At 52.0% G+C, this 22,331-nt stretch carries 21 protein-coding genes; 13 read left to right on the top strand and 8 right to left on the bottom strand.

Features of this window, described 5'->3' with window-relative positions:
• Window positions 1-110 precede the first annotated feature (110 nt).
• From istB to JMJ04_RS21405, 3 genes are all read right to left on the bottom strand, one after another.
• Window positions 111-902, bottom strand: a complete 792-nt coding sequence (gene istB, locus JMJ04_RS21415) for an IS21-like element helper ATPase IstB (protein ID WP_268887364.1) — start codon at window positions 900-902, stop codon at window positions 111-113.
• A 226-nt stretch (window positions 903-1,128) separates the two neighbouring features.
• Window positions 1,129-1,803 (bottom strand): response regulator transcription factor, encoded by a 675-nt coding sequence (locus tag JMJ04_RS21410; protein ID WP_201372537.1) that lies wholly within the window; start codon window positions 1,801-1,803, stop codon window positions 1,129-1,131.
• The gene (locus JMJ04_RS21405; protein ID WP_201372536.1) at window positions 1,763-3,058 is read right to left on the bottom strand and encodes a sensor histidine kinase; all 1,296 of its coding nucleotides are present in this window, start codon (window positions 3,056-3,058) and stop codon (window positions 1,763-1,765) included. The genes JMJ04_RS21410 and JMJ04_RS21405 overlap by 41 nt, the downstream gene beginning before the upstream one ends.
• Before the next feature lie 316 nt (window positions 3,059-3,374).
• Between JMJ04_RS21405 and JMJ04_RS21400 the strand changes: the two genes are divergently transcribed.
• On the top strand, window positions 3,375-4,163 hold the full coding sequence (locus JMJ04_RS21400; RefSeq protein ID WP_201372535.1) for an ABC transporter ATP-binding protein: 789 nt from the start codon (window positions 3,375-3,377) through the stop codon (window positions 4,161-4,163).
• On the top strand, window positions 4,160-6,622 hold the full coding sequence (locus tag JMJ04_RS21395) for an ABC transporter permease (protein ID WP_201372534.1): 2,463 nt from the start codon (window positions 4,160-4,162) through the stop codon (window positions 6,620-6,622). Before JMJ04_RS21400 ends, JMJ04_RS21395 begins: the two co-directional genes overlap by 4 nt.
• Here the strand turns inward: JMJ04_RS21395 and JMJ04_RS21390 are convergent.
• Window positions 6,612-6,974 (bottom strand): MTH938/NDUFAF3 family protein, encoded by a 363-nt coding sequence (locus JMJ04_RS21390; RefSeq protein WP_201372533.1) that lies wholly within the window; start codon window positions 6,972-6,974, stop codon window positions 6,612-6,614. The two genes, JMJ04_RS21395 and JMJ04_RS21390, sit on opposite strands and share 11 nt — an antisense overlap.
• Before the next feature lie 233 nt (window positions 6,975-7,207).
• Here JMJ04_RS21390 and JMJ04_RS21385 point away from each other — a divergent pair, with 233 nt between their 5' ends.
• From JMJ04_RS21385 to JMJ04_RS21375, 3 genes are all read left to right on the top strand, one after another.
• Window positions 7,208-7,444 (top strand): hypothetical protein, encoded by a 237-nt coding sequence (locus tag JMJ04_RS21385; RefSeq protein WP_201372532.1) that lies wholly within the window; start codon window positions 7,208-7,210, stop codon window positions 7,442-7,444.
• Between the two features lie 122 nt (window positions 7,445-7,566).
• Window positions 7,567-8,562 (top strand): HEAT repeat domain-containing protein, encoded by a 996-nt coding sequence (locus JMJ04_RS21380; RefSeq protein WP_201372531.1) that lies wholly within the window; start codon window positions 7,567-7,569, stop codon window positions 8,560-8,562.
• Window positions 8,563-8,884: 322 nt separating this feature from the next.
• Window positions 8,885-9,403: a hypothetical protein gene (locus tag JMJ04_RS21375; protein ID WP_201372530.1), complete on the top strand. Its 519-nt coding sequence runs from the start codon at window positions 8,885-8,887 to the stop codon at window positions 9,401-9,403.
• On the opposite strand, the gene JMJ04_RS21370 is transcribed toward JMJ04_RS21375, so the two are convergent.
• From JMJ04_RS21370 to JMJ04_RS21360, 3 genes are all read right to left on the bottom strand, one after another.
• Window positions 9,400-9,732, bottom strand: coding sequence for a hypothetical protein (locus tag JMJ04_RS21370; RefSeq protein ID WP_201372529.1), 333 nt, complete (start codon window positions 9,730-9,732; stop codon window positions 9,400-9,402). The two genes, JMJ04_RS21375 and JMJ04_RS21370, sit on opposite strands and share 4 nt — an antisense overlap.
• 264 nt (window positions 9,733-9,996) lie before the next feature.
• Window positions 9,997-10,254, bottom strand: a complete 258-nt coding sequence (locus JMJ04_RS21365; RefSeq protein ID WP_201374534.1) for a hypothetical protein — start codon at window positions 10,252-10,254, stop codon at window positions 9,997-9,999.
• A 151-nt stretch (window positions 10,255-10,405) separates the two neighbouring features.
• Window positions 10,406-11,113 (bottom strand): ATP-dependent Clp protease ATP-binding subunit, encoded by a 708-nt coding sequence (locus JMJ04_RS21360; RefSeq protein WP_201372528.1) that lies wholly within the window; start codon window positions 11,111-11,113, stop codon window positions 10,406-10,408.
• 485 nt (window positions 11,114-11,598) lie between these two features.
• On the opposite strand from JMJ04_RS21360, the gene JMJ04_RS21355 reads away from it, so the two are divergent.
• Both JMJ04_RS21355 and JMJ04_RS21350 read left to right on the top strand, forming a co-directional pair.
• Complete coding sequence (locus tag JMJ04_RS21355; protein ID WP_201372527.1) at window positions 11,599-12,615, top strand: leucine-rich repeat domain-containing protein; 1,017 nt, start codon at window positions 11,599-11,601, stop codon at window positions 12,613-12,615.
• Window positions 12,616-12,730: 115 nt separating this feature from the next.
• On the top strand, window positions 12,731-13,564 hold the full coding sequence (locus JMJ04_RS21350) for a hypothetical protein (protein ID WP_201372526.1): 834 nt from the start codon (window positions 12,731-12,733) through the stop codon (window positions 13,562-13,564).
• Window positions 13,565-13,790: 226 nt separating this feature from the next.
• Here the strand turns inward: JMJ04_RS21350 and JMJ04_RS21345 are convergent, their stop codons facing one another.
• Window positions 13,791-14,729 carry a PP2C family protein-serine/threonine phosphatase gene (locus JMJ04_RS21345; protein ID WP_201372525.1) on the bottom strand — a complete coding sequence of 313 codons (939 nt, stop codon included), beginning with the start codon at window positions 14,727-14,729 and terminating at the stop codon, window positions 13,791-13,793.
• Window positions 14,730-14,888: 159 nt separating this feature from the next.
• On the opposite strand from JMJ04_RS21345, the gene JMJ04_RS21340 reads away from it, so the two are divergent.
• The 6 genes from JMJ04_RS21340 to JMJ04_RS21315 all read left to right on the top strand — a co-directional run bounded on the left by JMJ04_RS21340 (window position 14,889) and on the right by JMJ04_RS21315 (window position 22,012).
• Window positions 14,889-15,041 carry a hypothetical protein gene (locus JMJ04_RS21340; protein WP_201372524.1) on the top strand — a complete coding sequence of 51 codons (153 nt, stop codon included), beginning with the start codon at window positions 14,889-14,891 and terminating at the stop codon, window positions 15,039-15,041.
• Window positions 15,042-15,712: 671 nt separating this feature from the next.
• The gene (locus tag JMJ04_RS21335; RefSeq protein ID WP_201372523.1) at window positions 15,713-16,681 is read left to right on the top strand and encodes a DUF5984 family protein; all 969 of its coding nucleotides are present in this window, start codon (window positions 15,713-15,715) and stop codon (window positions 16,679-16,681) included.
• A gap of 304 nt (window positions 16,682-16,985) precedes the next feature.
• Window positions 16,986-18,581, top strand: a complete 1,596-nt coding sequence (locus JMJ04_RS21330) for a phytoene desaturase family protein (RefSeq protein WP_201372522.1) — start codon at window positions 16,986-16,988, stop codon at window positions 18,579-18,581.
• Between the two features lie 512 nt (window positions 18,582-19,093).
• The gene (locus JMJ04_RS21325) at window positions 19,094-19,519 is read left to right on the top strand and encodes a helix-turn-helix domain-containing protein (RefSeq protein WP_236038231.1); all 426 of its coding nucleotides are present in this window, start codon (window positions 19,094-19,096) and stop codon (window positions 19,517-19,519) included.
• Between the two features lie 323 nt (window positions 19,520-19,842).
• Window positions 19,843-20,646 carry an alpha/beta fold hydrolase gene (locus JMJ04_RS21320; RefSeq protein WP_201372521.1) on the top strand — a complete coding sequence of 268 codons (804 nt, stop codon included), beginning with the start codon at window positions 19,843-19,845 and terminating at the stop codon, window positions 20,644-20,646.
• Between the two features lie 115 nt (window positions 20,647-20,761).
• Window positions 20,762-22,012 (top strand): thioester reductase, encoded by a 1,251-nt coding sequence (locus JMJ04_RS21315; RefSeq protein WP_201372520.1) that lies wholly within the window; start codon window positions 20,762-20,764, stop codon window positions 22,010-22,012.
• The last annotated feature ends 319 nt before the right edge of the window (window positions 22,013-22,331 follow it).

Raw genomic sequence — 22,331 nt, 5'->3', positions numbered from 1 at the left:
TAAGTGGGGAGTTTGAAGAATGAAAAGACATTGTGTGGACTGACTGAATCGGTAAAATGGTTTCACTTTAAGGGTGCCTGTTAAAGATCAACTATCCTAGTACTCATCGACTACTTTAGACTTGCCGTTTCTGCGTTTGTCTCCTGAGCCTGTTGAAAAATGGTCGCCTCCGTGGCTCGGTAACTCTCGACCTCCATCATGTCCAAGATCACCGAATGATGCACGATGCGGTCGATAGCTGCTAAGGCCGTCATCGGGTGTTTGAAGATCCGCTCCCATTCGCTGAAGACGAGATTGGTTGAGAGCATAATCGATTTGCGTTCATAGCGTTCACTAAAAAAGGTAAACAACACCTCCATTTCATCGCGATCCTGTTGGATGTAGCCCAGATCATCGAGAATGACACAGGCGAACTTGTCGAGCTTGGCCAGCTCCTGGGGAAGACGCAAGTCCCGTTTGGCTGCCAACAACCGTTGGACGAGGGTTGAGGTTGGGAGCCAGAGGACTGGATGCCCCTGCGTGACTAGCTCGTGGCCAACAGCGGCCAGGGCATGACTTTTTCCAACACCCGGCTTGCCGATGGCGACCACATTCGTCGCAATCTCCAGGAAGGTCCCGCTCTTGAGTCGCGCCATTTGCACCTGGATGGCGCTGGGTAGTTTGCCCAGGTCCAAGGTGCGAAACGTTTTCTCTGCAGGCAAGCCACTGGCACGCAACAGCCGCGTCGTCCGTCTCTGGATACGTAGGTCTCGCTCGTGAGTAGCCAGTTCCCACAAGTACGCTTCGTGAGTGAGATGTTCTTTGGCCGCACGCAAGGCGACCTCGGCAAAGATTGCTGCCATCCCTCCTAGTTCTACAGTTGTAAGTAGGTGGAGTAATGAGTGAAGGACGGAGACGAGCAAACAGAGACGGCATTCATAAGGCCAACGTTCTTTACAACTGCGCGAGATCTTTTGGCAAGACTCAGAAAGTACCTCCCGCCAGTCCCGGAGTTACCTCCGATCTGGCGCACGTCACCATGAAAGGGCGCGCAGCTATTCAGACGACAGCTTCATTCACCCAGGCGAGCCGTGCGGAGATGAAAAGACGAACATCGTTTGTTCCCGCGTCTCATGCCTGCTGCTGTTCTCACAGCAAGCCGCGTTCAAGCGCGATGGCGACTGCCGAGGCACGGGAGTCAACATTCAACTTGGTATAGATGTTGGTGAGATGCGCTTTCACTGTCCGTTCAGAAACGCCAAAATGGTGGGCAATTTCTTTGCTGCGTTCACCGCGGGCAACTGCGATGAGAATGGCTCGTTCACGTTCTGTCAGTTCCGCTGTGGAATCACCTGGAGGAGCTCCTGTTGAAGGAGTTGGCATCGAACGATGGGTCTGAGCAAGGATACGTGCCATGATTTCTGGTTGAAGGAGCAATTCCCCTCGTGCCGCCGTACGGATGGCGTGAAAGAGGGTTTCTGCGCTCGTTTCCTTGAGCAGGTAACCACAGGCTCCCGCCTGGAGTCCGCGCAGCAGCGCTTCGTCATCGGTATAGGTCGTGAGAATGACCACCGCAGTCTTCGGCCAGGACCGGTGAATCTGTTCGATCGCTTCTAACCCATCCATGCCTGGCATACGGACATCCATCAAGACCACATCTGGCTGCAATTCGCCTGCGAGGCGGATGGCCTCTTTCCCATCCCCCGCCTCACCAACCAGGGTAAAGCCCTCTCCCATCTCCTCTAAGAGCAGGCGCAGACCCTTGCGCACCACCAGGTGATCGTCAGCTACCAGGATGCGCAGCGGTTTGTTTGTTATTTCCATGCGTTCCTCCTCTGTCGAGAGCCAGGCGCAATAAGAGGGTGGTTCCCTGCCCTGGCGCGCTCCGAATGTCAAGCTGCCCGCCAGCAAGCCCTGCCTGTTCACGTAAGCCAAGCAATCCATAGTGACCAGTCCCGAGGTTTTCGTGACCAGGTGCGTGCAGCAGAGCCTCCGGGTCAAAACCCTGACCATCGTCACGCACTACGAAGACGTAGTGCGCCTTTTCCCGTCTGACTTCGATCCACACCTGCTGTGCGTGCGCATGATGGGCAATGTTTTGGAGTCCTTCCATGATGAAGCGTGAGACTGGTTCGGAAAACGATGGAGGCAAGGTAGCAAAATCTGCCAGGCAAACCTGGCAGACCATCCCTGTGGTGCTGGTAAAGCGATGCACCTCTTCCTGTAGACATTCGACCAATCTTCCTTCGGCACTCCTTTCCTCACGCAGATCGTCAATAGCCTGTCGCGCGCTGATCAGCGTTGAGCGAGCGCCAGAGAGCGCTTCCTGGACGAGTTCCCGTCCACGTTCGACTCGGCTGTGGAGGAGATGCGAGTTGGCCACTTCGAGTTGCATGACCAGCCCGGCAAGTCCCTGGGCCAGCGTGTCGTGTAAATCACGCGCCAGACGCTGGCGTTCCGTCAGGCGCGTCAGTTCCTCAATCTGGGTCGAGGCGAGTTGGAGTTGCCGGTGGGAGCGGGCCAGTTGCCGATAGAGCAGCAAATAGCCAGTGAGGAAGAGCAACTGCGCCAGGTACACCGGGATATTCTGGAGGACGTCGATCCACAGCCATTTCATGCCTGGGCCAAGAGTGATGCGTTGGGCAGCCAGCATTCCCATACTCAGCAGGAGATAACTCCCCAGAGCAAGCAGCAGCACCTGAGCAGAAGAAAGCCTGGGAAGCGTGATGATTTCTAGCGCGAGAGCCAGGGCCAAACTGAGGGTGAGTGGCTCCTGCTGGGCCAGCAGATACACGGCAAAGACGAGGATGATCTGTGCGAGCACGCACACGAACAGGAAAGGCCGGACCAGCTTGCCTGAAAGACTGAACCAGAGCGTCACTCCAAGCAACAGCAGCAGGAGCGTGAACACGGTCGTCCTTGGAACATCAAAAGCAGAAAAGGTGAGGGAGAACTGGCAGCTTTGATCGGATGTGACACACAGAGGCAGCACAAACCGGTTCCACTCCTCCAGCCCCCACAGATACACGATACTTACCCAAATGAGCAGGAGAGTGCGAAGTGGCGATGAAACAGGCATGCACTTCTCCTTCCCAATGCGCGAAATAGCCCTGAACGTCCCTCATTTGAAAGAGCTTGTCAGTTATCGCCAGTATAACACACACAGCCACCAGAAGAGAGCGTCCGTTCAGGCACGACCCGCAAGGGCAAAAACTCCTTCCCTTTCTGCCCTTTTGGGCAGATTGCGCCGCTTCCCCAAAAACAGCTGGTGTCTGCCCAAACGCACGATGTGGAGATCAATGACCAGAGGATATGGTGATGCATGGGAGCAAGAAGTTCGTAGGCAGCGTTTTTCGTCTTCTCGTTCTCCTCACGATAAAGGAGAGGAATTAGGAATGGGCAATATGAAACCATCTCATCAGGCGGCATCACCACGCATGGTTTCCGGCACGGCACTGATTGAGGCAAGCAGCGTCTCGAAGGAGTATCGTCTCGGAGAAACCACGGTCCAGGCGCTCCGCGGCATCACCCTGTACATTGAACCTGGAGAAGTGGTGGCAATCATGGGTCCCAGCGGCTGTGGAAAGACCACCTTGCTCAACTGTTTGAGCGGGCTAGATAGCATTTCCTCCGGCACAGTCAGGATTGCAGGCCAGGATCTGCATGGCCTCTCGGACCGCGCTCTGACGGCCTTCCGAGCGCGCGAGATGGGCTTTATCTTCCAGGCATATAATTTACTTCCGGTGTTAAACGGAGTCGAAAATGTCGAGTTGCCCATGCTGGTGAGCGGCGTCTCCGCGCATGAGGCGCGTAAGCGGGCATGGGCAAGTATTGAGCGCGTGGGCATGCGTGATCGCGCCCACCATCGTCCAGCGGAGTTGAGCGGAGGACAACGCCAGCGCATCGCCATTGCGCGCGCCCTGGCAACGCATCCCTCATTGGTCTGGGCAGATGAACCGACGGGGGCGCTTGATAGCCAGACGAGCCAGGGGATTCTTGACCTGATGCTGCACCTGAACCGGGAAGAGGGTCTGACCTTTGTCTGGGTCACCCATGCGCCGGATATTGCCCAACAGGCCGGGCGTCTGATTACGATGCGAGATGGGCTGATCGAAACGGACCAACCCGTGGATACTTGTCCTGGGAATGAACAGGAAACTTCCGGAAAGCAGGTGCAACGATGAGCGCGCTCTTTTCTGGTCTTGCCCCGGACGCCATCGCCCTGGCGCTCCTGCTGGCGACATCCGGATTCCTCTTGCTGGTCGTGGGGCTGAGCCGTCTGGTGTTCTTGCGCATGAGCCTGCGCAATATGGTCCGCCGTCCCAGCCAGAGTGTGATTCTGTTGTGTGGGCTGATGCTCTCCACCATCTTTATCACTGCCTCATTGGGCCTCTCCGATAGCTTTACCGGCTCGGAGAAAACGTATCGTCTGGCACAACTGGGACAAGTCGATGAAGCGGTGAGCGGTCATTTCTCCGTTGACCAGTTTGCAACAGCCAGCGCCCGCCTCAAACAGCAACCAGGGGTCCGAGCAACTGCCGGCGTTCTGCTGCTCCGGCACGGTGCAGATGTGACGAATGAGCGGACCTTGCTCACCCAAACCCGTCTGGATATCTATGGTCTGCCACCCTCCTTCGATCAGGTCTACGGACCAGTCACCGACCAGCAAGGACACGTCGTTCATTTCGCGGACCTGCGGGCTGATGACATCATGGTGAGTGCTACGGTGGCAAAAATCATGGATGTGCGCCCTGGGGACACGTTGAGCATCCAGACCGAAGTCGGCGCGCTTTCTAGCAAGGTCAGTCATATTCTCTCAACCGATATTGTTGTGACCTCGGGTGAGTTGCTGAGTAATGCCCCCTTTCCTGAAATTCTGCTTCCTCTGGCCACGTTTCAACAGATGTACGAACAGGGATTACATCAGCCCATTGCGCCCAATATACTCTGTATCAGCAATACGACTCAGGGATCGAGCCAGGTGATTCTGAACCTTTTGCAGCAGCTCTTTCAGGTCGCACCTCTTGATCCCCGCATCCATATTCCGGGCACGACGCAATTCGACACCACGTACATTCACCCATTACGCTCGGCGATCGTGGGGGCGTTGAATGAAGTGCCTTTCACCTCTGGCCTCGCGCTTGACAATTCGCCTGCGGGCCGAGAATACGCGCTGCTTCTCCCTGCTTTTACCTGGCTGCTCATTGGCGCTGGGATGGTCTTCCTGGTCCTGCTTTGCCTGCTGCTCGCCACTGAACGCAGGGGCGAATTGGGGATCAGCCGAGCGCTGGGGTTGCAAAGGCAGCATCTGGTCCAGCTCTTTCTCCTGGAAGCATTCGGATATGGTGTGCTGGCCGCACTGCTTGGCGTGCCATTGGGTGTGGGGACTGTGGCGTTGGAACTGTGGGCGTTGGGACAGCTGCCGACGGTCAATCTGGGACCAGATGTCATCGCCTCCAGTGCCTTCCATGTGCCACTTCATCTCCAGGTGAGTTGGCAGAGTCTGCTCAGCGCCGGCTGTCTGAGCGTGCTTGCCACAGCAGGAGTCGCGGGTCTGGCCGCGTTCTGGATCAGTCGGCTGAATATTGTCGCGGCAATCCGTAATCTGGATGATTTCGCGAAGGCCCACGTCTCCCTCTCTGATCTGTTACGCGCGCTCTGGCAGAAACCGTGCGATGCCTCTGGTCAGCCTCTTCCAGAAAAGCTGGCCCTGTGCTTCACCCGCTCTCTTGAGACAGTGGGGAAGCTCTTCTGGGAAGCATTCCGGTGTGGTCCTCTCTGCTTGCTCTGTGGCCTCGTTTTGCTCGTGTCCGATCCGGCGTGGATGCATGAGGGAGGGACCGTTTTGCTTCTCACCAGTGGCGGTCTTCTCGTGGCCTGGGCAGGTCAGGGACCCAGGAGTGGACAACCGTGGCGAGCACTCTTCCAGCGACTGGGATGGAGTTGGATAGGCGTGAGCTGGGTGGTGTACGGGATGCAGGTGGGTAGCAATGCCCTGTTCTCAGCTCTGGCCTCCCTGCCGAATACCACCTTTGACAACACGACCGTGGGGCTGGAACCAATCCTCCTGAGCCTTCTGTTACAGATCGGGGGCTGTGTGATCGTGGTGATGACCAACCTGGATCTTGTGGCGGCCTTGCTCTCTTTCGTATTGAAACGCTCGCGCAGTCTCGCCCCGCTCAGTCGCATGAGCATGGCGTATCCGCTGACTTTTCGTTTTCGTGCCAGAGTCACCGTCACCCTCTTAAGCAGCATCACCTTCCTGATCATGCTGCTGCTGACGAACAATCTGGGACAAGCGCAGCAGGGACAGGTGCAGGTGACCAGCGGGAATTTCCAGTTGGAAATCGAATTGACGTCTGGCGAACAGCAACAGTTGGGCGCACCCATCCAACGCTTGCCCAACACGCTCCCGCAGGATATCGCAACAGTCTCCCAAATGCATCCGCTGTACAATCCGGTCAATCAGGATGGCTCAGCGCCTCAACCAGTCCTGATGTCACTCCCAGGGCAGCGTGTACAGCAGACTGGCACCGCGCCATTAAGCGGACCGCTTGTGGTCAAGGAAGAATCCCCCTGGATGTATCCGGGGGAGTGTCAAACACAGCTATTACTGAAAAAGCGCTTTGTACTTAACAGGTGACATGGAACAGACCGATGACTGTGCCGGTGGCCTCATTCCAGGTTTGGATTGCCTGGGGTGTGGGTAACAAATCCACCTGGCATTGTTTTTGCTGGAAATACTCAGTTGCCTCATCAGAAAGTCTGACATTGCCAAACTGTCCCGTGCCAATGATGAGCCGTTTCGTCCCTTTTTCATAGATGTATTTCGCCTCGTCTTGAGAAAGTATGTGCGATGTACCATAGAGGGCCTTAGATAATTTTTTCTTCCGCTTTTTTACCTGGCCACTCTGCCTGATCATCACATCGTGCGCGAAGACGGTTCCTTCAATGGTAATTGAGCCAAAGATAGTCTGATCAATGCTGGGTTTCATCTTGTTACTCCTCCACATCTATGTGGCATGCCAATGTGGGCTCGTTCAAGAAAAAGTGCTCTGTGGACAAAAAGCTTTGGCCATAGTATATATCACTAAGCAAAGGCGTGGCTGAGAGGCAGTGCCGCCTACCTATTCTCTCGCTCATCTGTAATTGACCCGATTGGGAAGAATACCTGAAGTAAAGGGGAAGGAAGAGCATCTCTGCTCAGAACGAAGGCACTTTACAGTGGGTGGCCTTGTTGCATGCCTGGTACGCGTATTATCAGCACAGCCAGATCCTGGCGTCATTGCTCGCCCGGGATTTCAAGGCAGGCTCGACCAGCGAAGACGAAAATGGGACTTTGTCAGGCCTCTACACTGCCTTGCCAGATGACCTGGCAGCTATACAGAAAGGCGACTTCAGACAGCAGCTGGGCAAGGCCCTTTCCTACCGGGTTGTAATTGTCCCGGTTTGGATGACTCAATAAACTGTGGCTCAAACGCACTTTTGAGAGGCTAAGAGTTCATTGACGAACCAGAAGCGTTAGCTTAGAATGAGGCGATAAGAGCTCACAAGGGGCTACATCTATGCCAGGGAAGCGAGAAGGATATGGAGCAACCAGCGAAAGAACAGACAATCGAAAGTCTTATCAACGCATTGAGTGCTCAGGTGTGGCGGACTCGGACCGAAGCTGCGGACGCATTGATCCAGCTCGGTAAGCCAGCGGTCTTGCCACTCATAGATGCGATCTGCAACGCACGGTTCGGTTACCACTACTTGCCTGAGGCTGTGCGAGCCCTGGGCGGTATTGGTGATCCACGGGCTATCAATCTGCTGATTGATATTCTCGCTAGCGACCATGTTCACGCCGCTCAAGAAGCAGCCAAAGCACTTGGTCACATTGGTGATCCACGGGCCATTGAGCCACTTATCAATGTCTTTCGGCATGACTGGAATGACACAGAAACGTTTACGGCGTGGCAAAAGGCATCAGCTGCCCTGGCTGCCATCGGAGAGCCATCTCTTGGTGCTCTCCTAAACGCACTCTCGGATGAAGATGACACTGTACGACAAGGAGTTATTGAGGCATTAGGAACGCTGCGTGATCCACGAGCCGTTGATCCTCTTATCAAGGCTTTACAAGATGAAGCAAGCATCGTTCGAGGACGTGCAGCAGCAGCTTTGGCACAGATTGGTGACGAACATGCCATTGGGCCACTTACCGCTCTGCTCGCCGATGCAGAATGGTCTGTCCGAGTTCGTGCCATCTCTGCCTTAGGTCAGCTAGGCGGCCAATCGGTATTTGCTCTCCTTGTCGATGCCCTTAAGGATCAAGAGCCCAGAGTACGCAATGCGATTGTACTTGTTTTGGGAAAGCTACAAGACGAACGCCTTTTTGATATACTGCTTGACGTGTTGAGTGATCCAGATGGTCGCGTTCGTGCTGCTGCCGCTAGTATGTTAGGCCAACGTGGCGATGAGCGCGCGTTACCTGCGTTGTGCTGGATACAGCAAAACGATACGGGGTATGCAGGTGCAAACAAAGTCAGTGCTTCTGCCGTAAGAGCCATTCAATCTATTCAAGAGCGTTGCCAGAAACGTTAACACAAAGTGCCTATGTGAGATTCAGGCGGCATGAATCACGCGCAAACGGAGTACGTCAAACTTAGCTCGGCCATACATTTCACGCTTAACCAGCTTCAAACGGGTCACGTGGCCTTCGGTCTGCCCATTACTTTCTGCTCTCTTCCTCTCCTTGACCAACTCGTTGCACAACTCGTGGGACGTAGCTCAGATTGATGCTTGTGTCGACCTGGTAGGCCTGAAGCTTCCAACAGAGTGGGAGCGCGTCTTCATTTTCCACGCACTCAGGAAACGCCCTATAGGCGAATCTCAGAAAGATCAGGCAGTCTACAAGGGTCGCAAGTTGGAGACGGTCAACTTTAGCGGCCACGGTTGCCCCGTCAGCTGCAAAGTCTACAACAAGTCCAAAGAGATTAAGCACTCAGACAAAAAATGGTTTGAAATCGTCTGGGAGAAGCGTAGCTGGGAACCTGGTGAAGAGGTCTGGCGCGTGGAGTTCTCCCTGGAACGCGAAGTACTTAGAGAGATGGGCCTGGATGATGTCTATGACACACTACACAACGTCAAGCGGTTATGGGCCTACTGTACAGAAGAGTGGTTGCGCATGGTGCGACCAGGCCAGACGAAAAATAGAACGCGCTGGCCGACTCATCCCACCTGGGAAAAGATACAGCGGGCTTTTGATCGCTACGGCGATAGAGAGCTAAACCGGTTGGAGCCATTAGTGCGAGAGCCACGACGAGTGAAGAACAAGGAACGGGCGGAGGCCGCCATAGCTGGGTACATGACCACCTATGCCGCCTGGGATCAGAAGATGGCGGAAATACGGAGATGTGTATACCTCTTGTGGAGAGGTTTTTAATTGACTACTTCTCCACAAGCAGCACAAAAACGCGCTATAGGTGTGCATAGTGGTTTGCTACATCGAGGGCAAGGTGCCCCATAGGTAGCGATGCGATGATGCAGAACAACGTTTGGGTGAATATCTTTCATACCAGTCATGCGCTCGTACTCTTTGCTCACAGGGAGAAAGTAATCTGGCAGTGGAAGATGTTCATGGCGAGAGCGTTCTTTTCTCTCCTTGCTGGCACGCAGGAAACATTCACCATACAACGTGTACATCGTGTTGTATTCCTCCTCATCTAACATGGGAACTTCTTGTTGACAGCGCCAGCACCACATGTTTTTCATGCTGTGCTCCTTTCATCTCTTGCTCCTCCTAGTTTATCCGTTGTTGATTTCACTTACTAGCCCTTATAGCACCTGCTGTGAGGTTTTTTTGAGGTGAGACAATGGACCTCTCTATCCAGGATGAATAAATATATGGCTGGCTAGCGACAACCGACACGGGTTGTCGTCTCTGTGAGTGGTGGGAAGGACAGCATCGCCATGTTGCTTGAGGACCTGATGCACATAGGAGAACGAAGCGAGCGAGCATGAGAACACTCGCAGGCTTCATCGCATTGGTTCATAGTTGCTGCCGGTATTATGAAACATCACTTGAAGATTGCTGACGGTCACAACCAGGTCTGGGTGGTGCATATCACCTGAGAAGGTGAGTGTGACGGGCGCCAGATCGGCGCTAGGACCAACAAAGTGAGGCCCGAGCAACATCCGCGCGTGCTGAGGATCTCCTCCCGCCATCAGTTTTGGCATCCCATCAATGGTGAGCAAATGGACAGGAGGGGAGAGCGGCATGGTCAGCGAGCGCATGGGTGGTATATTCTCAATCTTCTCTAAAGGGATCTCCCTTCATGTGAATTGACAGAGTTTCTGTCCTCCGGTTTCTTTATCAGCGAGTGATGAATGAAGATTGTAGGTAAATTCTGCGCTTTCGGGACAGGAGTTTTGCGCAATCACTTCGTCAAGGATGGTCTTTGACTTCTGGCATGCAAATTTCCTGGCAGCGGCGTTGGATGGCGGCATCCCGCTCAATATGTTGGCGATAGTGTTCCAGCGTGCAAGCACCTATCAATTGGATCTGGCGGCGTGCTAGCATCGGCTTCAACAATGGAGCCACATCAATCGGGTAGCGATCCCATTCGCCTCCAACGATGCGATGAAAATGATCGACCAACAACAGGAAAGAACCAGCAGCTTGATGCATTGCAGTGAAGAGCAACTGGAGTCGTTTCGTGGGGGTATCTTTTTCCTCCAGAGAGGGCTGACCGCGTAGCCGTTCCAGGAACGCCCTTTCTTCCGACCCCGGCTTTGCATGGATCAATGCATCGAAAGAGTATGATTTCACCACTCTGGGACGGAAAATATGCTCAGGGAGGCCAGCGAGCAACGCTTCGTAATCTAGCACAATCACCTGCTTGTCGGGTAAAAGATCAGGTGCATCGCCTATGGCCATCCGACGAGTTACTTCTATCAGGGCTGCCCACCGTCCGGCCTCATGAGAACCTAAGAGCACCGGATTGCACTTGTTCTCTCGCAGAAGAACCTGAAACAGTCTATTTATCACTGCATCTTGACCACTGAGAGGTGAGAAAGCGCCGAGTTTCGCAAGCTCAGTCAGGTTGTGTCCGTAGCGCTCCAATGGCGTAGAATCGTTGAGGATGGTTGACATGAGGTTTCTCCTTCGCTGGCGAAACAAATGGTTCTCATCTGACCTCGTCCTGGTCTTAGTATCGCACAAAACAGATGTGATATGTTTTTCGGCTAATTTCATCTCAACAAGATTCTTATGGCGCAAAACTCACGTACCGAAAACGCAACTAGTAAGCCCCAAAGTGGACAAGAGCCTGTTAATGAACACCGGTAATTACAGAGAACCACGAACTTATCCAAAAGGGGTGTGGATAAATTGTGAAGAAGAACGTGTCGAGGGACAAACGTCGTCTGGCTCATTCTAAAGAGAACGATAGGTGGCCTTTTCCAGGTCTATTGCGATGCACATACGCTTGCCGTAAGCAACTTTTCCGCTCTAGAAGCTCTCTCTGCGAGCATGTTACTTTTACGAGGTCAGAGCAATTCACTATGCATTTTGTCTATACAGAAGAAAGCTGATCAGCTAGAATGGGGGAAATACGCGAATGGAGACGAAGAACGGCGATGAAATCGAATCGGCAGGTCATGGGGCAATTGCAACGACAGAGGCTGGTGAAACAGCTTCAACGGCAGTTGAGAGATTGGGACCCTGATACGCAATGTCACATTCACTATTATCTGAGTAAGAATAAGCGGTGTCAATATGATCAATACGGGCGTGTAATTGAACTGCATCTCTGCGATTACGATTTGACGCAGATTCCCTCGGAAGTATGGCAATTCTCAACATTGCAGGATCTTTACCTGAGCCATAATCAGCTCAGTTCCCTTCCTGCTGATGTGGGCAGGCTCTCTTCGTTGCAACGGCTGGACCTGGAGCACAACCAACTCAGTTCTTTGCCTGAGCAAGTGTGGAACGTTAAGGGTCTAAAATCGCTTTACCTGAGTCATAACCAGTTTCGCTCCTTGCCTGAAGATGTGGGTCGGCTCTCCTCATTACAATGGCTTCACCTGGAGCATAACCAACTTCGCACGCTGCCAGAGCCGCTATGGAACCTTTGTCATCTCTGCTCGCTTGATTTAGGCCACAATCAGTTCAATACTCTACCTATGGAAATTGGCAAGCTCTCTGAGTTGCAATTTCTTGATCTAGACAACAACCAGTTGCAAAGTCTTCCTGCGGAAATTGGTAACCTCTCTGCTTTGCGCCTCCTGAATCTAAGTCACAACCAGTTTCGTACTTTGCCTATGGGAATCGTCAAGCTCCCTGACCTACGAATACTCCGTTTATCCCATAACCAACTCGGCACGCTGGCGAAAGAGATAGATCATGTCTCGTCATTAAAACAGCTCCATTTAGATGGTAACCAACTGAATACTCTGCCTATGGAGCTCAGTTCCCTCTCGTCATTAAGCTGGCTTTACGTGAACAATAATCAGCTCAGCTCTCTGCCTATGGCGTTAGGGAATCTCCCGTCGTTAAAACGGCTTCATCTGGATGGGAATCCATTACAGACACCACCGCCGAAGATCATTGCCCAAGGCTCCCAGGCGATTCTTGCCTATTTGAGGACAATGTAAGAGGCAGAGGCGAAACGCCTTAAAGCAAATAATCCACCTGGATGGGCAAAAAGAGGCTGTGCTGATAGTATTTAGCCAATAAAAATGGTGCCATAACCGAAGAAAAGAGCATGGTATGTCTGTTGTCCATTCCATTACGGTGACATCGTCAATCAAGCGCCTAGAGCAATTTTCTACATGGAGCCGAGATGTGCAAACAGTGCTCGACTACCTCCCTCGCTACGTTGCGGCAGGGAGAAAACAGCGTGTTTTTGCATTACCATGGGAGGGTGTTCCTACAATGCTCATCTCTGCTAACCTGTTCCGTAAATACCACGAACAACATTGTCTGGAGCCGCTCATCCTTCCCAATCAGTGGCAGGCCTATAAGCGATTTATTCAACAACTTCCCGTAAACACCCAAGTGGATGCGCAGCTCAAAGAAGGATCCCAAGTTTATAACTATGAGCAAACCATCAGCAGCTTGTATGGGCACGGTCCAAATATTTCTATGTTGCTCAACTTGCCTGGCAAAGGTAGATATTTTCTTCTGGCAATGGAACAAGGAGGGACGGAACCCATTCCCATTCGAGGACCTGACGGCACAGGAGAACCCATAGTTACAAAGATTGAGGTTGCCTTCAACATAGACATTGCAATATATGATCATGGCGACGCATTCTCCCTCAGGGTGGAGGATCTTCTTCAGGAAGGCTACTACTTTTGGAACCTGGTTGGTGATCCGCACGATATCGTTGCCAAGGCGGCCCTTATACGTCTGGTTTACTACTTTCCTGAGATTGAGGTTTCCAGTGATAGCGAGCCAGGCGAATGGTGGGAGGCATCTCTGCTTTGCCAGAAACTTTTCGGAGTTGCCGATCTGCCGCCAGGGCCTTGGGGTGACATCGACAGGCCAGACGAGGATACTAGAAAACAACTCATCTCTCTGGCGAAGTCGCTGCCTGACTAGAGACTGCATATAAAGGCTTCAAGATGGGTCTCTCGCCAAGTGACGCAGAAGCAAGCGATTCTGAGACGCATAGATCCCACTTTCGCTGCTTTCTGGCAAGAACTCGCCGTCTTTGCAGAGCCGACGACAAAAGGGATACCATGCCGAGTATTGTGTAAGAGGACGGAGATTTCTTCGAAGAGATGATGGCACAATTTCGGCGATGGTAATCACCCTATCTCAGATGCTAGGCTTGTGGTGTGTGGAGACTATCGGGTCTGGCGAAGAACTGTACGCTGGGCACAAGTGTCTGGTTTGATGCCTCTAACATCGAGACTACAATCACGCTGACATTATCCTTGCCACCACCATTCAGCGTGGATTGGATCAACGCTTCAGCGGCATGAGATGGATCGGGAAGTGTATAACAGAGAATGTCTTCAATTTTAGAATCACGTACCATGTTCCACAGGCCATCCGAACAAAGCAATACCGTATCGCCGGGGTGTAATTGTACAGTAAATAGATCAACCTCCACGGGCAATTTCCAGCCCAGGACACGCTCAATCACATTGCGGTGTGGATGGGTATATAAGTCGTCAGGTTTGAGGATTCCTGCCTCAATCTGACGAGCAACCCACAAATGATCAGTCGTGACCTTTTTAAGTCCTTCACTGGCACGATAGAGATAGGTGCGGCTATCTCCGACGTTCGCAACGTAGGCAGTTGAACCAACAACCATTGCAGCGGTAACGGTCGTCATCACACTGAAATCCACATCTCTAGCTTGCAGAGGGATATTCTGCTGATAGACCACTTTGTTCGCGAGTTGGACTGCTTCAGCCAACAACGTGACCCAGTCTTCCGGCCGAAATGTAGTGCTTCTGACAACCTGTGGCCAGATAAAGTCAACCATTGTCTGGATTGCACTGCTGCTCGCATCTTGCCCATCGGCATATGCTCCCATCCCGTCAGCAAGCACAAACAAGCCAAAGGACAACGGTAAGGTATCTCTATCCCCGATGCTCTGAGCCGCAAAAAGGCTATCTTCGTTCAGTTTCTTCTGTTTGCCAAGATCAGACCCAACCCCTACCACATACGCCAAAGAGGTGAGCCCTGTTGTAGGTAGTGAAGGGATCTTTTCCCAGTTATGGCTGAGTTCCCAGCTTTCATCTTTGTGAGGCATAACAAGCTATTCCCTCTTTCAGAGTTGCAGGTGTTCCCTTTAATCTATATCACATCCTTGGACGCGAGAGTCCAACCAAAGGGGTCCGCCACAAAGAGACTGATCATTGTGTGTGGCTGACCCCCAATGATAGCTACATCTTTTGTTGAAGAGCAGGATTTGTCAGTCGAGGATCAATTCACTCCCAAGCCACTCGGTGAGTATAGCTTGAAGAAGTGGGAGTGCTCCATCGTGAGGGAACCAAAGGAACGTGACAGCGTGATGGTTTTCGATGAGCAAATGGAGTCGATCAGTGCTGATCCCATGATGTAAGTACGCTCTTTGAAGCAATTCACGTGGAACCCACACATTTTTCGGCGATGCCAGGAGGGCCTGGAAGGTTGCCTGATCGAAAGAGCGTTGCGGTCGTTGTTTTTGGTTGACGGTTGGGCCTGTTCCATGCAGAAAGGTTGTTGCGAGATTAAGCGGGAGACGAAGCAGACCGTGAGGGAATAACCATAGTTCGCCATGAATCCAGTCCAACCAGCCAGTCGTAGCGCTCGCCGTGAGGAGCGTCGCGACAAGAGCATCATTGTGAATGCGAGGAAGTTTTGGCTGCTGTACCTTTTCTTTCCTTCTTCTCTATTTAGGGTAAGTATAGATGAGAAGCGATTCTAAAGCAATACACAAGGTGTCGTTACCATATCTATGGTGCTAGAATGAATATTTTCCGACAATGCCAGCTAGAACAGGGGCAAAGAGAATAAGATACAGACCAGTAGGCCCATTTTTTAAAGGATATTTGCCACGAAGCATGTTATTTGTATAGATACATATGAAGAAAGAAGGTAACTATTGAGGTAACATTTAGCACTATGCAAATCGATTTTGACACTCCAGAACGGTGCCTCTTGATTCCAGATTTCCAGGATAGGATGTTAGATTCTTTCGAGAAGAAACGTTTATACAGTGAAAACTTCTTATTTTTTTCATGGGGATGATGTATGCTCTTCAATTTCCAATTGCGCGCACTCTCCGAGGTAACCCCTTGGGTTTATCAGGGACATCTCTATCTGAACTGGTTTGGCTTGACAGAAGGATGGTACTGGTTGCACGTCAACGAGAAGGATGACATCTTCCGTTATAGCCCGGAGCTTCTGGCTTACTGGCAACAGGAATACCTGGATGAGCCCAGGCGTCTCCCTTATGCCGACTATTACGTCGTCCGTTTTTGGCAAGATCTTTTGGACATTTTACCCCGTATTCTTGAGCCGCTTCCTCCCAGGCTTGCGCAGCTGTTAGCAACAGAAGAACAGGTGAATCAATGGCAGGAACGTATCAGACAATGGGAAACATTATTCGAACCGAGTGGGGAAGCAGAGGAAACAGAAGAGGAAGAACAAGCTGGGAGGGAAATGTGGGACACCTACCTACAAGCATCAAGCTGGTGGTATGATCGGAAGCTCGACACACATCCTTTGATCGCAGGGCCACATCTCTGGTTCTGGAATAATGGTCAGCATATCCAGGCCTGTTGGGATAATCGCAAGCTATACATCGACACTATCCCAGCTTGGACCGCGCAAAAAGGCCAGATCCACCTGACCCGCGCTCAATTCTTAGATGAAGTGCAAGCATTCCATGGTCGCCTTTTTGCCGAGATGGCCAGCAGAATTCAGAAGATGAAAGATACCTACCAACCTGGGCGAACAGATAGAGCGCCCATGCCAGCAGCATTTTCTGCAAATCGCTCCATCTATGCTCCGCTTCCCCAAAAAGGCGAAGACCCGGAGGAAAGATTCTGGCCTCACCCGGATATTGCCCTGGATCTCGCCAAACTCGAAAAAGAGCAACTGACCCGCTTTCAACGGCTCGCTTCGTCGTTTGGGCGAGTCTCTTCAGGCGAGGAGATACAGGTCAATGCTGTGTTCAATGCAATGACGAAGATGGATAGATTTGCAGGGCTTTCCTGAGATGAACACGAATGCTAGAAACCGGAGAGCTTATTTGCCTCCGGTCGCTTTTCATATTTCGCTGCTCCTGGTCTCTGTCAAAATATGTATCAGTTAAAAAATGAAAGAGCAAACGTATAGCATTTAAAAGTAGCACAATACAGGAACTTTATCCTTTCAGCACATGTTGTGCGGAATTCTTCGATGCGTCTAGCATACCCGAGTAGGATCAACGTTAATGTATACTTAGAAAATCTCATGCATTAGGAAGCCTCTAGTATATGCGATCGGAGTAGTTTTACCCATATAGCAGGGAGCGCACACGATGGAAACATATGATATCGTTATTATTGGTAGCGGTCACAATGCACTCGTTACCGCAGCCTACCTCACCCGCGCGGGACGCAGTGTCCTCGTGCTGGAGAAAAATGACCGCCCAGGGGGACTAGTTCGCACAGATGAGCTGACACTTCCTGGCTTTAAACACGACGTCTATTCTGCTGCACATCCCCTCTTCCTCACTGGACCAGCCTATACTGATCTCGGAGACGCACTGGCAAAGCGGGGATTACATTATTTGAATACCGATCTCCCAACGGGTGTATCCCTGGAAGAGGGTCAAACAGCGGTGTTTCCACGCTCTATCGAGGCACTCATCGCAGAGGCGGAGCGACTTGCTCCTGGCGATGGAGCTGCCCTCGTTCGTCTCCTGGAATCGCTCAACCCTTATGTGAATGATGTTTTCTCTCTATTTAACTTGGATCTTACCTCACCTAGCGCACAGGAGATCCTTACGCGTCTACTGTATGATAAGAAGCATTCCGGCTATTCCTCCTTTGCTGCTTCGTTATTTGATACTGCGCGCACTGTGGTCAGTCCTTTCCAGTCTTCAGTCTTGCGTGCAATGCTTGCCCCCTGGGTCATGCATATGGGACGCACTCCCGACGAAGTTGGCAGCGGTATCTGGGTCAAACTCGCCATCTTGGCATTAATGGGAGGGGGCATGCCGATACCCGAGGGGGGAAGCGAAATGCTGGCGCGCGCCCTGACACAATTGGTAATAGATCAGGGAGGAGTCATACGCACGCAGGCTCACGTCAATCGTATCGTTGTAGAACACGGTCAAGCTTCGTGCGTACGCATATCTAGCGGTGAAGAGTTCCGTGCGCGCCAGGCTATAGTTGCTTCAATGAATCCAGATCAGCTCTACCTCTCACTGCTTGCTGATACAGATGTCGATGAATCCCTGCGTACACAGGCCAGGCAGTTCAGGTATGGACGTGGATGTGTACAGATTCATCTGGCGCTTAGTGAGCCGCCACATTGGCCAGATGAGCGCTTCAACAGCGTGGGACAGCCACACTTAACGGATGGACTCGATGGGTGTACCCTCGCCATTGCCCAGGGAATGGCTGGCTTACTTCCGGTGAAACCAACGTTTACTGTGGATTGCCCAACGAACCTCGATCCTTCACGCGCACCGGAAGGGAAATCCATTATGCGCGTTCAGGTTCTTGAGGTGCCCTGTCACCCTCGGGGTGACGCTGCCGATCTGATCGATGTAGGTGACGGGACATGGACACACGACCTTACTGAACGCTTTGCAGAGCGAGTCATTGATATTGTGGGCAGGCATATTCCAAATATTCCTGGCGCTATTATCGGTCACACTGTGATGACACCCGATACACTGGCACAGTTTAGCCCCAATCAAGGCCCTGGTGATCCATACGGAGGTGCACACGATCTGGCTCAGAGCTACCTCTTCCGCCCGCTCCCCGGTCAACCAGGGCATAAGTCCCCAGTGCCAAATCTCTTTCTGTTGGGAGCAGCAACATGGCCAGGGCATGGAATTAATGGAGGATCAGGCTACATTGTTGCGCAACAACTCTTGAATGCGACCCCCGAAGAGATAAGATAGCATGGCGTCTTGAGGAAGAGCACGCTTCAAGAAATTTCGGCGATTCCTTAGGCTTTTAAAGAACTCAGGTGTTTGAGCTTATTGGCTTCGATCGGCAGATGAGAACACAAATATTGCCATCACCCAAAGATTATCAGGGAGTAAGATGGCAACATGTGGGATTGACCCGATTTGGAAGAGTGGGATTGACCCGCTTTGGAAGTGGACCTGAAGTGAAAGGGAGAAGGAAGAGCATCTTTGTTTTAGCAGAGGAACCACGAACGGCACAAAACCTTGATTGTTATATGCATGGGTGCCCCTGCATATAACAATCAAGGTTTTGTCCTTCTGATTGAAATTTTGATTGCCTATCTTTTTCCTCTCAACCTATCTTTTCCCTTTTTATTTTAAAGGAAAATCAAGAGGATACAGCGTGGTTTGCCCTCCGATAGCCCACGCGATGCGCAACGAGCGACGACCCCCGTAGAGAGCAGAGGGAAATAAGGATGTGCCTTCATGAGAAGAAAGAAGCAATGACTTTTGCTCAGGGAGGCACATATGAGCAGTATCGCCAATGGATCAGTGGATATCCAGACCTCTTCTCATGCTGGTCCTATAAGGCGCTGATTTTCCACGAACGTTTTATTTACATTTTTCAGCGCAAACAGCTGACTGAGGGCTTTCAACTGCATTGTACCCCGATGCAATGCCGCCTTCTGGTTGCGTTCCTTCACCATCCTGAGCAAGAACTCTCCTTTCGTGACCTGGCTGCCTATGCTTTTCGTCTTGATGTCTCTCGCTGTGACTTGCGAGATATTGTGGCGCTACAGAAGCACGTGTCCAAACTCAAGCAGAAATTGCCACCATTTCTTGAACTGGTTGTCGTCAAAGGGCATGGCTATGTGCTTCGCCATTGCCAGGATGAGCCAAAAGAGAGCAGCAATCTAGCGCCTGAATGAGTAAACGCCTGGGGCATTGCACACATGGATAGCACTTCGCCCAGAATTGGGAATTACTTCGTCCACTATTGGGTGGTTTTCATCTTCCCTTGTCTCCTTTGCTTCAAGTACACTTAGTCACGTACTTCACGATGTTGACCGGAGCACCCTGGACCATGTTGGTGGTAGTGATGATGGCTGACTGAGTGCCAGGAATGGATCAAGGATTGCTTCATCATCTAACGCTTTCATAGCAACGGTTTACACACTGAAGACATGTCGACAGAGCAATAGTATGTCTAGCCAAATTACAAAATTTTGGTAAAATCGGAGGATTTTTCGCGATGGGAACATCCCTTTTACCTTGCTCTGATCAGCATGTTCCTCTTCACTCAGTCGGACGACGAATATGGTGCCGTTTCGCAGGCACCCCTGAGAACCCACCATTGCTTTTGCTTCATGGCGAGTGGCAAAGTAGTGCCGTGTTTACCCCCTACTTTGAATCTCTTTCTCGCCACTACTACGTTGTGGCGCCGGATCTCCTTGGGCACGGTTTTTCTTCCAAATCAGCGGAACAGTCTGCTTATACCATTTCCGCCTGGGTTGAGGACCTGGCAAGCCTGTGCGATACCACTCTTCATTTGGACGATATACATGTGGTCGCAGTAGGCCGGTTTGGCCTGTGTTTGCTCGATGCGCTTCAGTGGCACGTGGTTATGGCAGAGCGTCTACGGGGATTCGCTCTTCTTCCCTTCCCATGCGCTTATCCTCTCTCTCTCCTGAAGCACCTGGCCTCAACTGATGTCGACATTTCCTATAATGCTGCTCAAGAGCTCACAATGGTGCTGTCCCCTCTTTTTCCACAGGATGGAGTAGGCGTAGAGCGTGCACATGGAGAACTCCTGTCACAGGTTCGACTGGTGCATCCTCAAGCCAATCATGTTCTCTGCCACCTGGTTGAACATATGGAGACGGAGTACACACGTTGGCAAACGCCGCTCATGATTCTTCAGACGCTCAAGAACCTCTCCTGCCTTGTGCCGCAGAGCGATGTGTCTCTCGTCGCGGAAACCGATTCTCAGGAGGAGAACCAGCTGACAGATACTGTGCCTTTCTCGCTTCCATGTGTTCCTGATCTGTCCTGTTGACGGTAGTTGTGCGTTCATAAACGCCCCAGAGGACAGGCAGTTTTCTATCGCGGTCTTGTTTGTCTGGCAATGACAACAGAAGGATATGTTGTCTATAAAGAGAAGAGATGAGAGTATGATGCATATAGTTTCCCACTCCATCCATCCGCAGGAAACATCGCCACGGTCTCAAGGGGAGCAGCAGTGGCTCCCGCTTTCCCATGTGCTCCTTGAGAACGTGCTTACACAACGCGAGGCTCCCCTTGAGACCGTAGCGCTTCATTGTCTTCCTCCTCTTCAAGAGGAGGAGGCCTTGCTCCTGCGGTTCTGGCACCAGGGACGCCCTACACTCACGAACATTGTGACAACGCCACTTGGGCGCGTAGGAAATATACTTCTGCCCATAGCGATCTCGCATGCTGATGACGACGAGCAGCGACAGAAGCTGATTCAGCAGGCCTGCCAGGCGGTAGCCATTGCCCGGTCCTGTGGTGCCAGAAGTGTTTCCCTCTCTACTCCTCTTGCCTCTGTCACGCATGAAGGGCAGCTGATCCAGGAGTACCAGGTTTTGCGGGCAGATGATCGGCCAAGGCTCACCACTGCAGATGCAACTACCAGCGCTGCAGCGTTGCTCACGCTTGAATGGATACTTGCTCGCGTCGCCCGTGATCTGCGTCGTAAACAGATTGTGGCAGTAGGATCTGACCCTCTTGCCAGCACGTTCCTTCGCCTTTTGCTTGTAACTTTGCCCCATCCTGCATCCGTAATTCTCTGTTCTCAGCCGGGTCAGCAGGCACAGATTGAGCGGCTTGTGAGAGAACTACGCGCCTCTGGCTTTGAGGGGGAAATACTGCTTATCGACACGCTGCAAGAAGGCGAAAGCGCTCCAGATGCTGTGTACGAGGCAACGCTTCTGCTTGGGACAGGGAGTTTTCTTGAACAGCTCAACATCGATCGCATTCGCGCTGGTACGATCGTCTTCAGGTTTTCCGGGCTCTCGCCTCTTGTTGCAGAGCCGCTTTTGGCTCGGGTAAGAGCACACGAGGACATCCTTGTCCCCCTGGTAGATGAGCTGACATTCCCCACAGCAGTACAGGCGCACCGGGGGGTTGAAAAAGGATCGATGCTAGATCTGCTCTTACAAGCTGAGGAAAGGTGGGGAGGACGCACTCCATACCAGATCAAAAGCTCCTTGCTAGCCGGGCTTGCTGTGGCAACACTCGATGTTCCCCCGGCCCTTGGATGGGTCGACACAAAAACGGCACAAAGCCACTACCTTGCGCTCAGGCGGGCCGGGGCCCGAGGAATTGCGCCTCATCTGGGCGTACAGGACGCCCCATCGGCATGCCTTATGGAGTTTCGAGCTCGCTTTCGCAACCGTGTGTGAGGGGGTCTACCAGGGAGTGTTCTCTCTGCTTGCCTCTGTAGAGCAAAGAAGGAGGGTTGTGGTACACACTCACCATGTTGTTTACACGAAGAATATGCTTCATTGGATGTGATGACTCTGAAGGATTGGTGAAGAAATGATGTTTGACCCCACGCTTTTCTTAAGGATATGCTTTTCTATCCTTACTGGTATGGCGCTTTTACTCTATGGTGTCCGATCGTTGCTGATCCACGGAGGACGAGATACGACGGTTAACCCCAGGAACTGGAGCGGTTGATTGCGGCTGCGCCTGATTCTACTGAACACTGGCAGGTGTCAG

Origin of the sequence: Ktedonobacter robiniae (assembly GCF_016587375.1) — a bacterium.
Lineage (GTDB): Bacteria > Chloroflexota > Ktedonobacteria > Ktedonobacterales > Ktedonobacteraceae > Ktedonobacter > Ktedonobacter robiniae.
This window is presented reverse-complemented; position numbering and strand designations above follow the sequence as displayed.

Coding starts and splice junctions, on each gene's coding strand:
- JMJ04_RS21345 (WP_201372525.1), bottom strand. CDS start 14,729: ATGCCTCACAAAGATGAAAGCTGGGAACTCAGCCATAACTGGGAAAAG.
- JMJ04_RS21360 (WP_201372528.1), bottom strand. CDS start 11,113: ATGTCAACCATCCTCAACGATTCTACGCCATTGGAGCGCTACGGACAC.
- JMJ04_RS21355 (WP_201372527.1), top strand. CDS start 11,599: ATGAAATCGAATCGGCAGGTCATGGGGCAATTGCAACGACAGAGGCTG.
- JMJ04_RS21395 (WP_201372534.1), top strand. CDS start 4,160: ATGAGCGCGCTCTTTTCTGGTCTTGCCCCGGACGCCATCGCCCTGGCG.
- JMJ04_RS21315 (WP_201372520.1), top strand. CDS start 20,762: ATGATGCATATAGTTTCCCACTCCATCCATCCGCAGGAAACATCGCCA.
- JMJ04_RS21335 (WP_201372523.1), top strand. CDS start 15,713: ATGCTCTTCAATTTCCAATTGCGCGCACTCTCCGAGGTAACCCCTTGG.
- JMJ04_RS21370 (WP_201372529.1), bottom strand. CDS start 9,732: ATGAAAAACATGTGGTGCTGGCGCTGTCAACAAGAAGTTCCCATGTTA.
- JMJ04_RS21325 (WP_236038231.1), top strand. CDS start 19,094: ATGACTTTTGCTCAGGGAGGCACATATGAGCAGTATCGCCAATGGATC.
- JMJ04_RS21410 (WP_201372537.1), bottom strand. CDS start 1,803: ATGGAAATAACAAACAAACCGCTGCGCATCCTGGTAGCTGACGATCAC.
- JMJ04_RS21390 (WP_201372533.1), bottom strand. CDS start 6,974: ATGAAACCCAGCATTGATCAGACTATCTTTGGCTCAATTACCATTGAA.
- JMJ04_RS21405 (WP_201372536.1), bottom strand. CDS start 3,058: ATGCCTGTTTCATCGCCACTTCGCACTCTCCTGCTCATTTGGGTAAGT.
- JMJ04_RS21350 (WP_201372526.1), top strand. CDS start 12,731: ATGTCTGTTGTCCATTCCATTACGGTGACATCGTCAATCAAGCGCCTA.
- JMJ04_RS21365 (WP_201374534.1), bottom strand. CDS start 10,254: ATGCGCTCGCTGACCATGCCGCTCTCCCCTCCTGTCCATTTGCTCACC.
- JMJ04_RS21320 (WP_201372521.1), top strand. CDS start 19,843: ATGGGAACATCCCTTTTACCTTGCTCTGATCAGCATGTTCCTCTTCAC.
- JMJ04_RS21330 (WP_201372522.1), top strand. CDS start 16,986: ATGGAAACATATGATATCGTTATTATTGGTAGCGGTCACAATGCACTC.
- JMJ04_RS21380 (WP_201372531.1), top strand. CDS start 7,567: ATGGAGCAACCAGCGAAAGAACAGACAATCGAAAGTCTTATCAACGCA.
- JMJ04_RS21400 (WP_201372535.1), top strand. CDS start 3,375: ATGGGCAATATGAAACCATCTCATCAGGCGGCATCACCACGCATGGTT.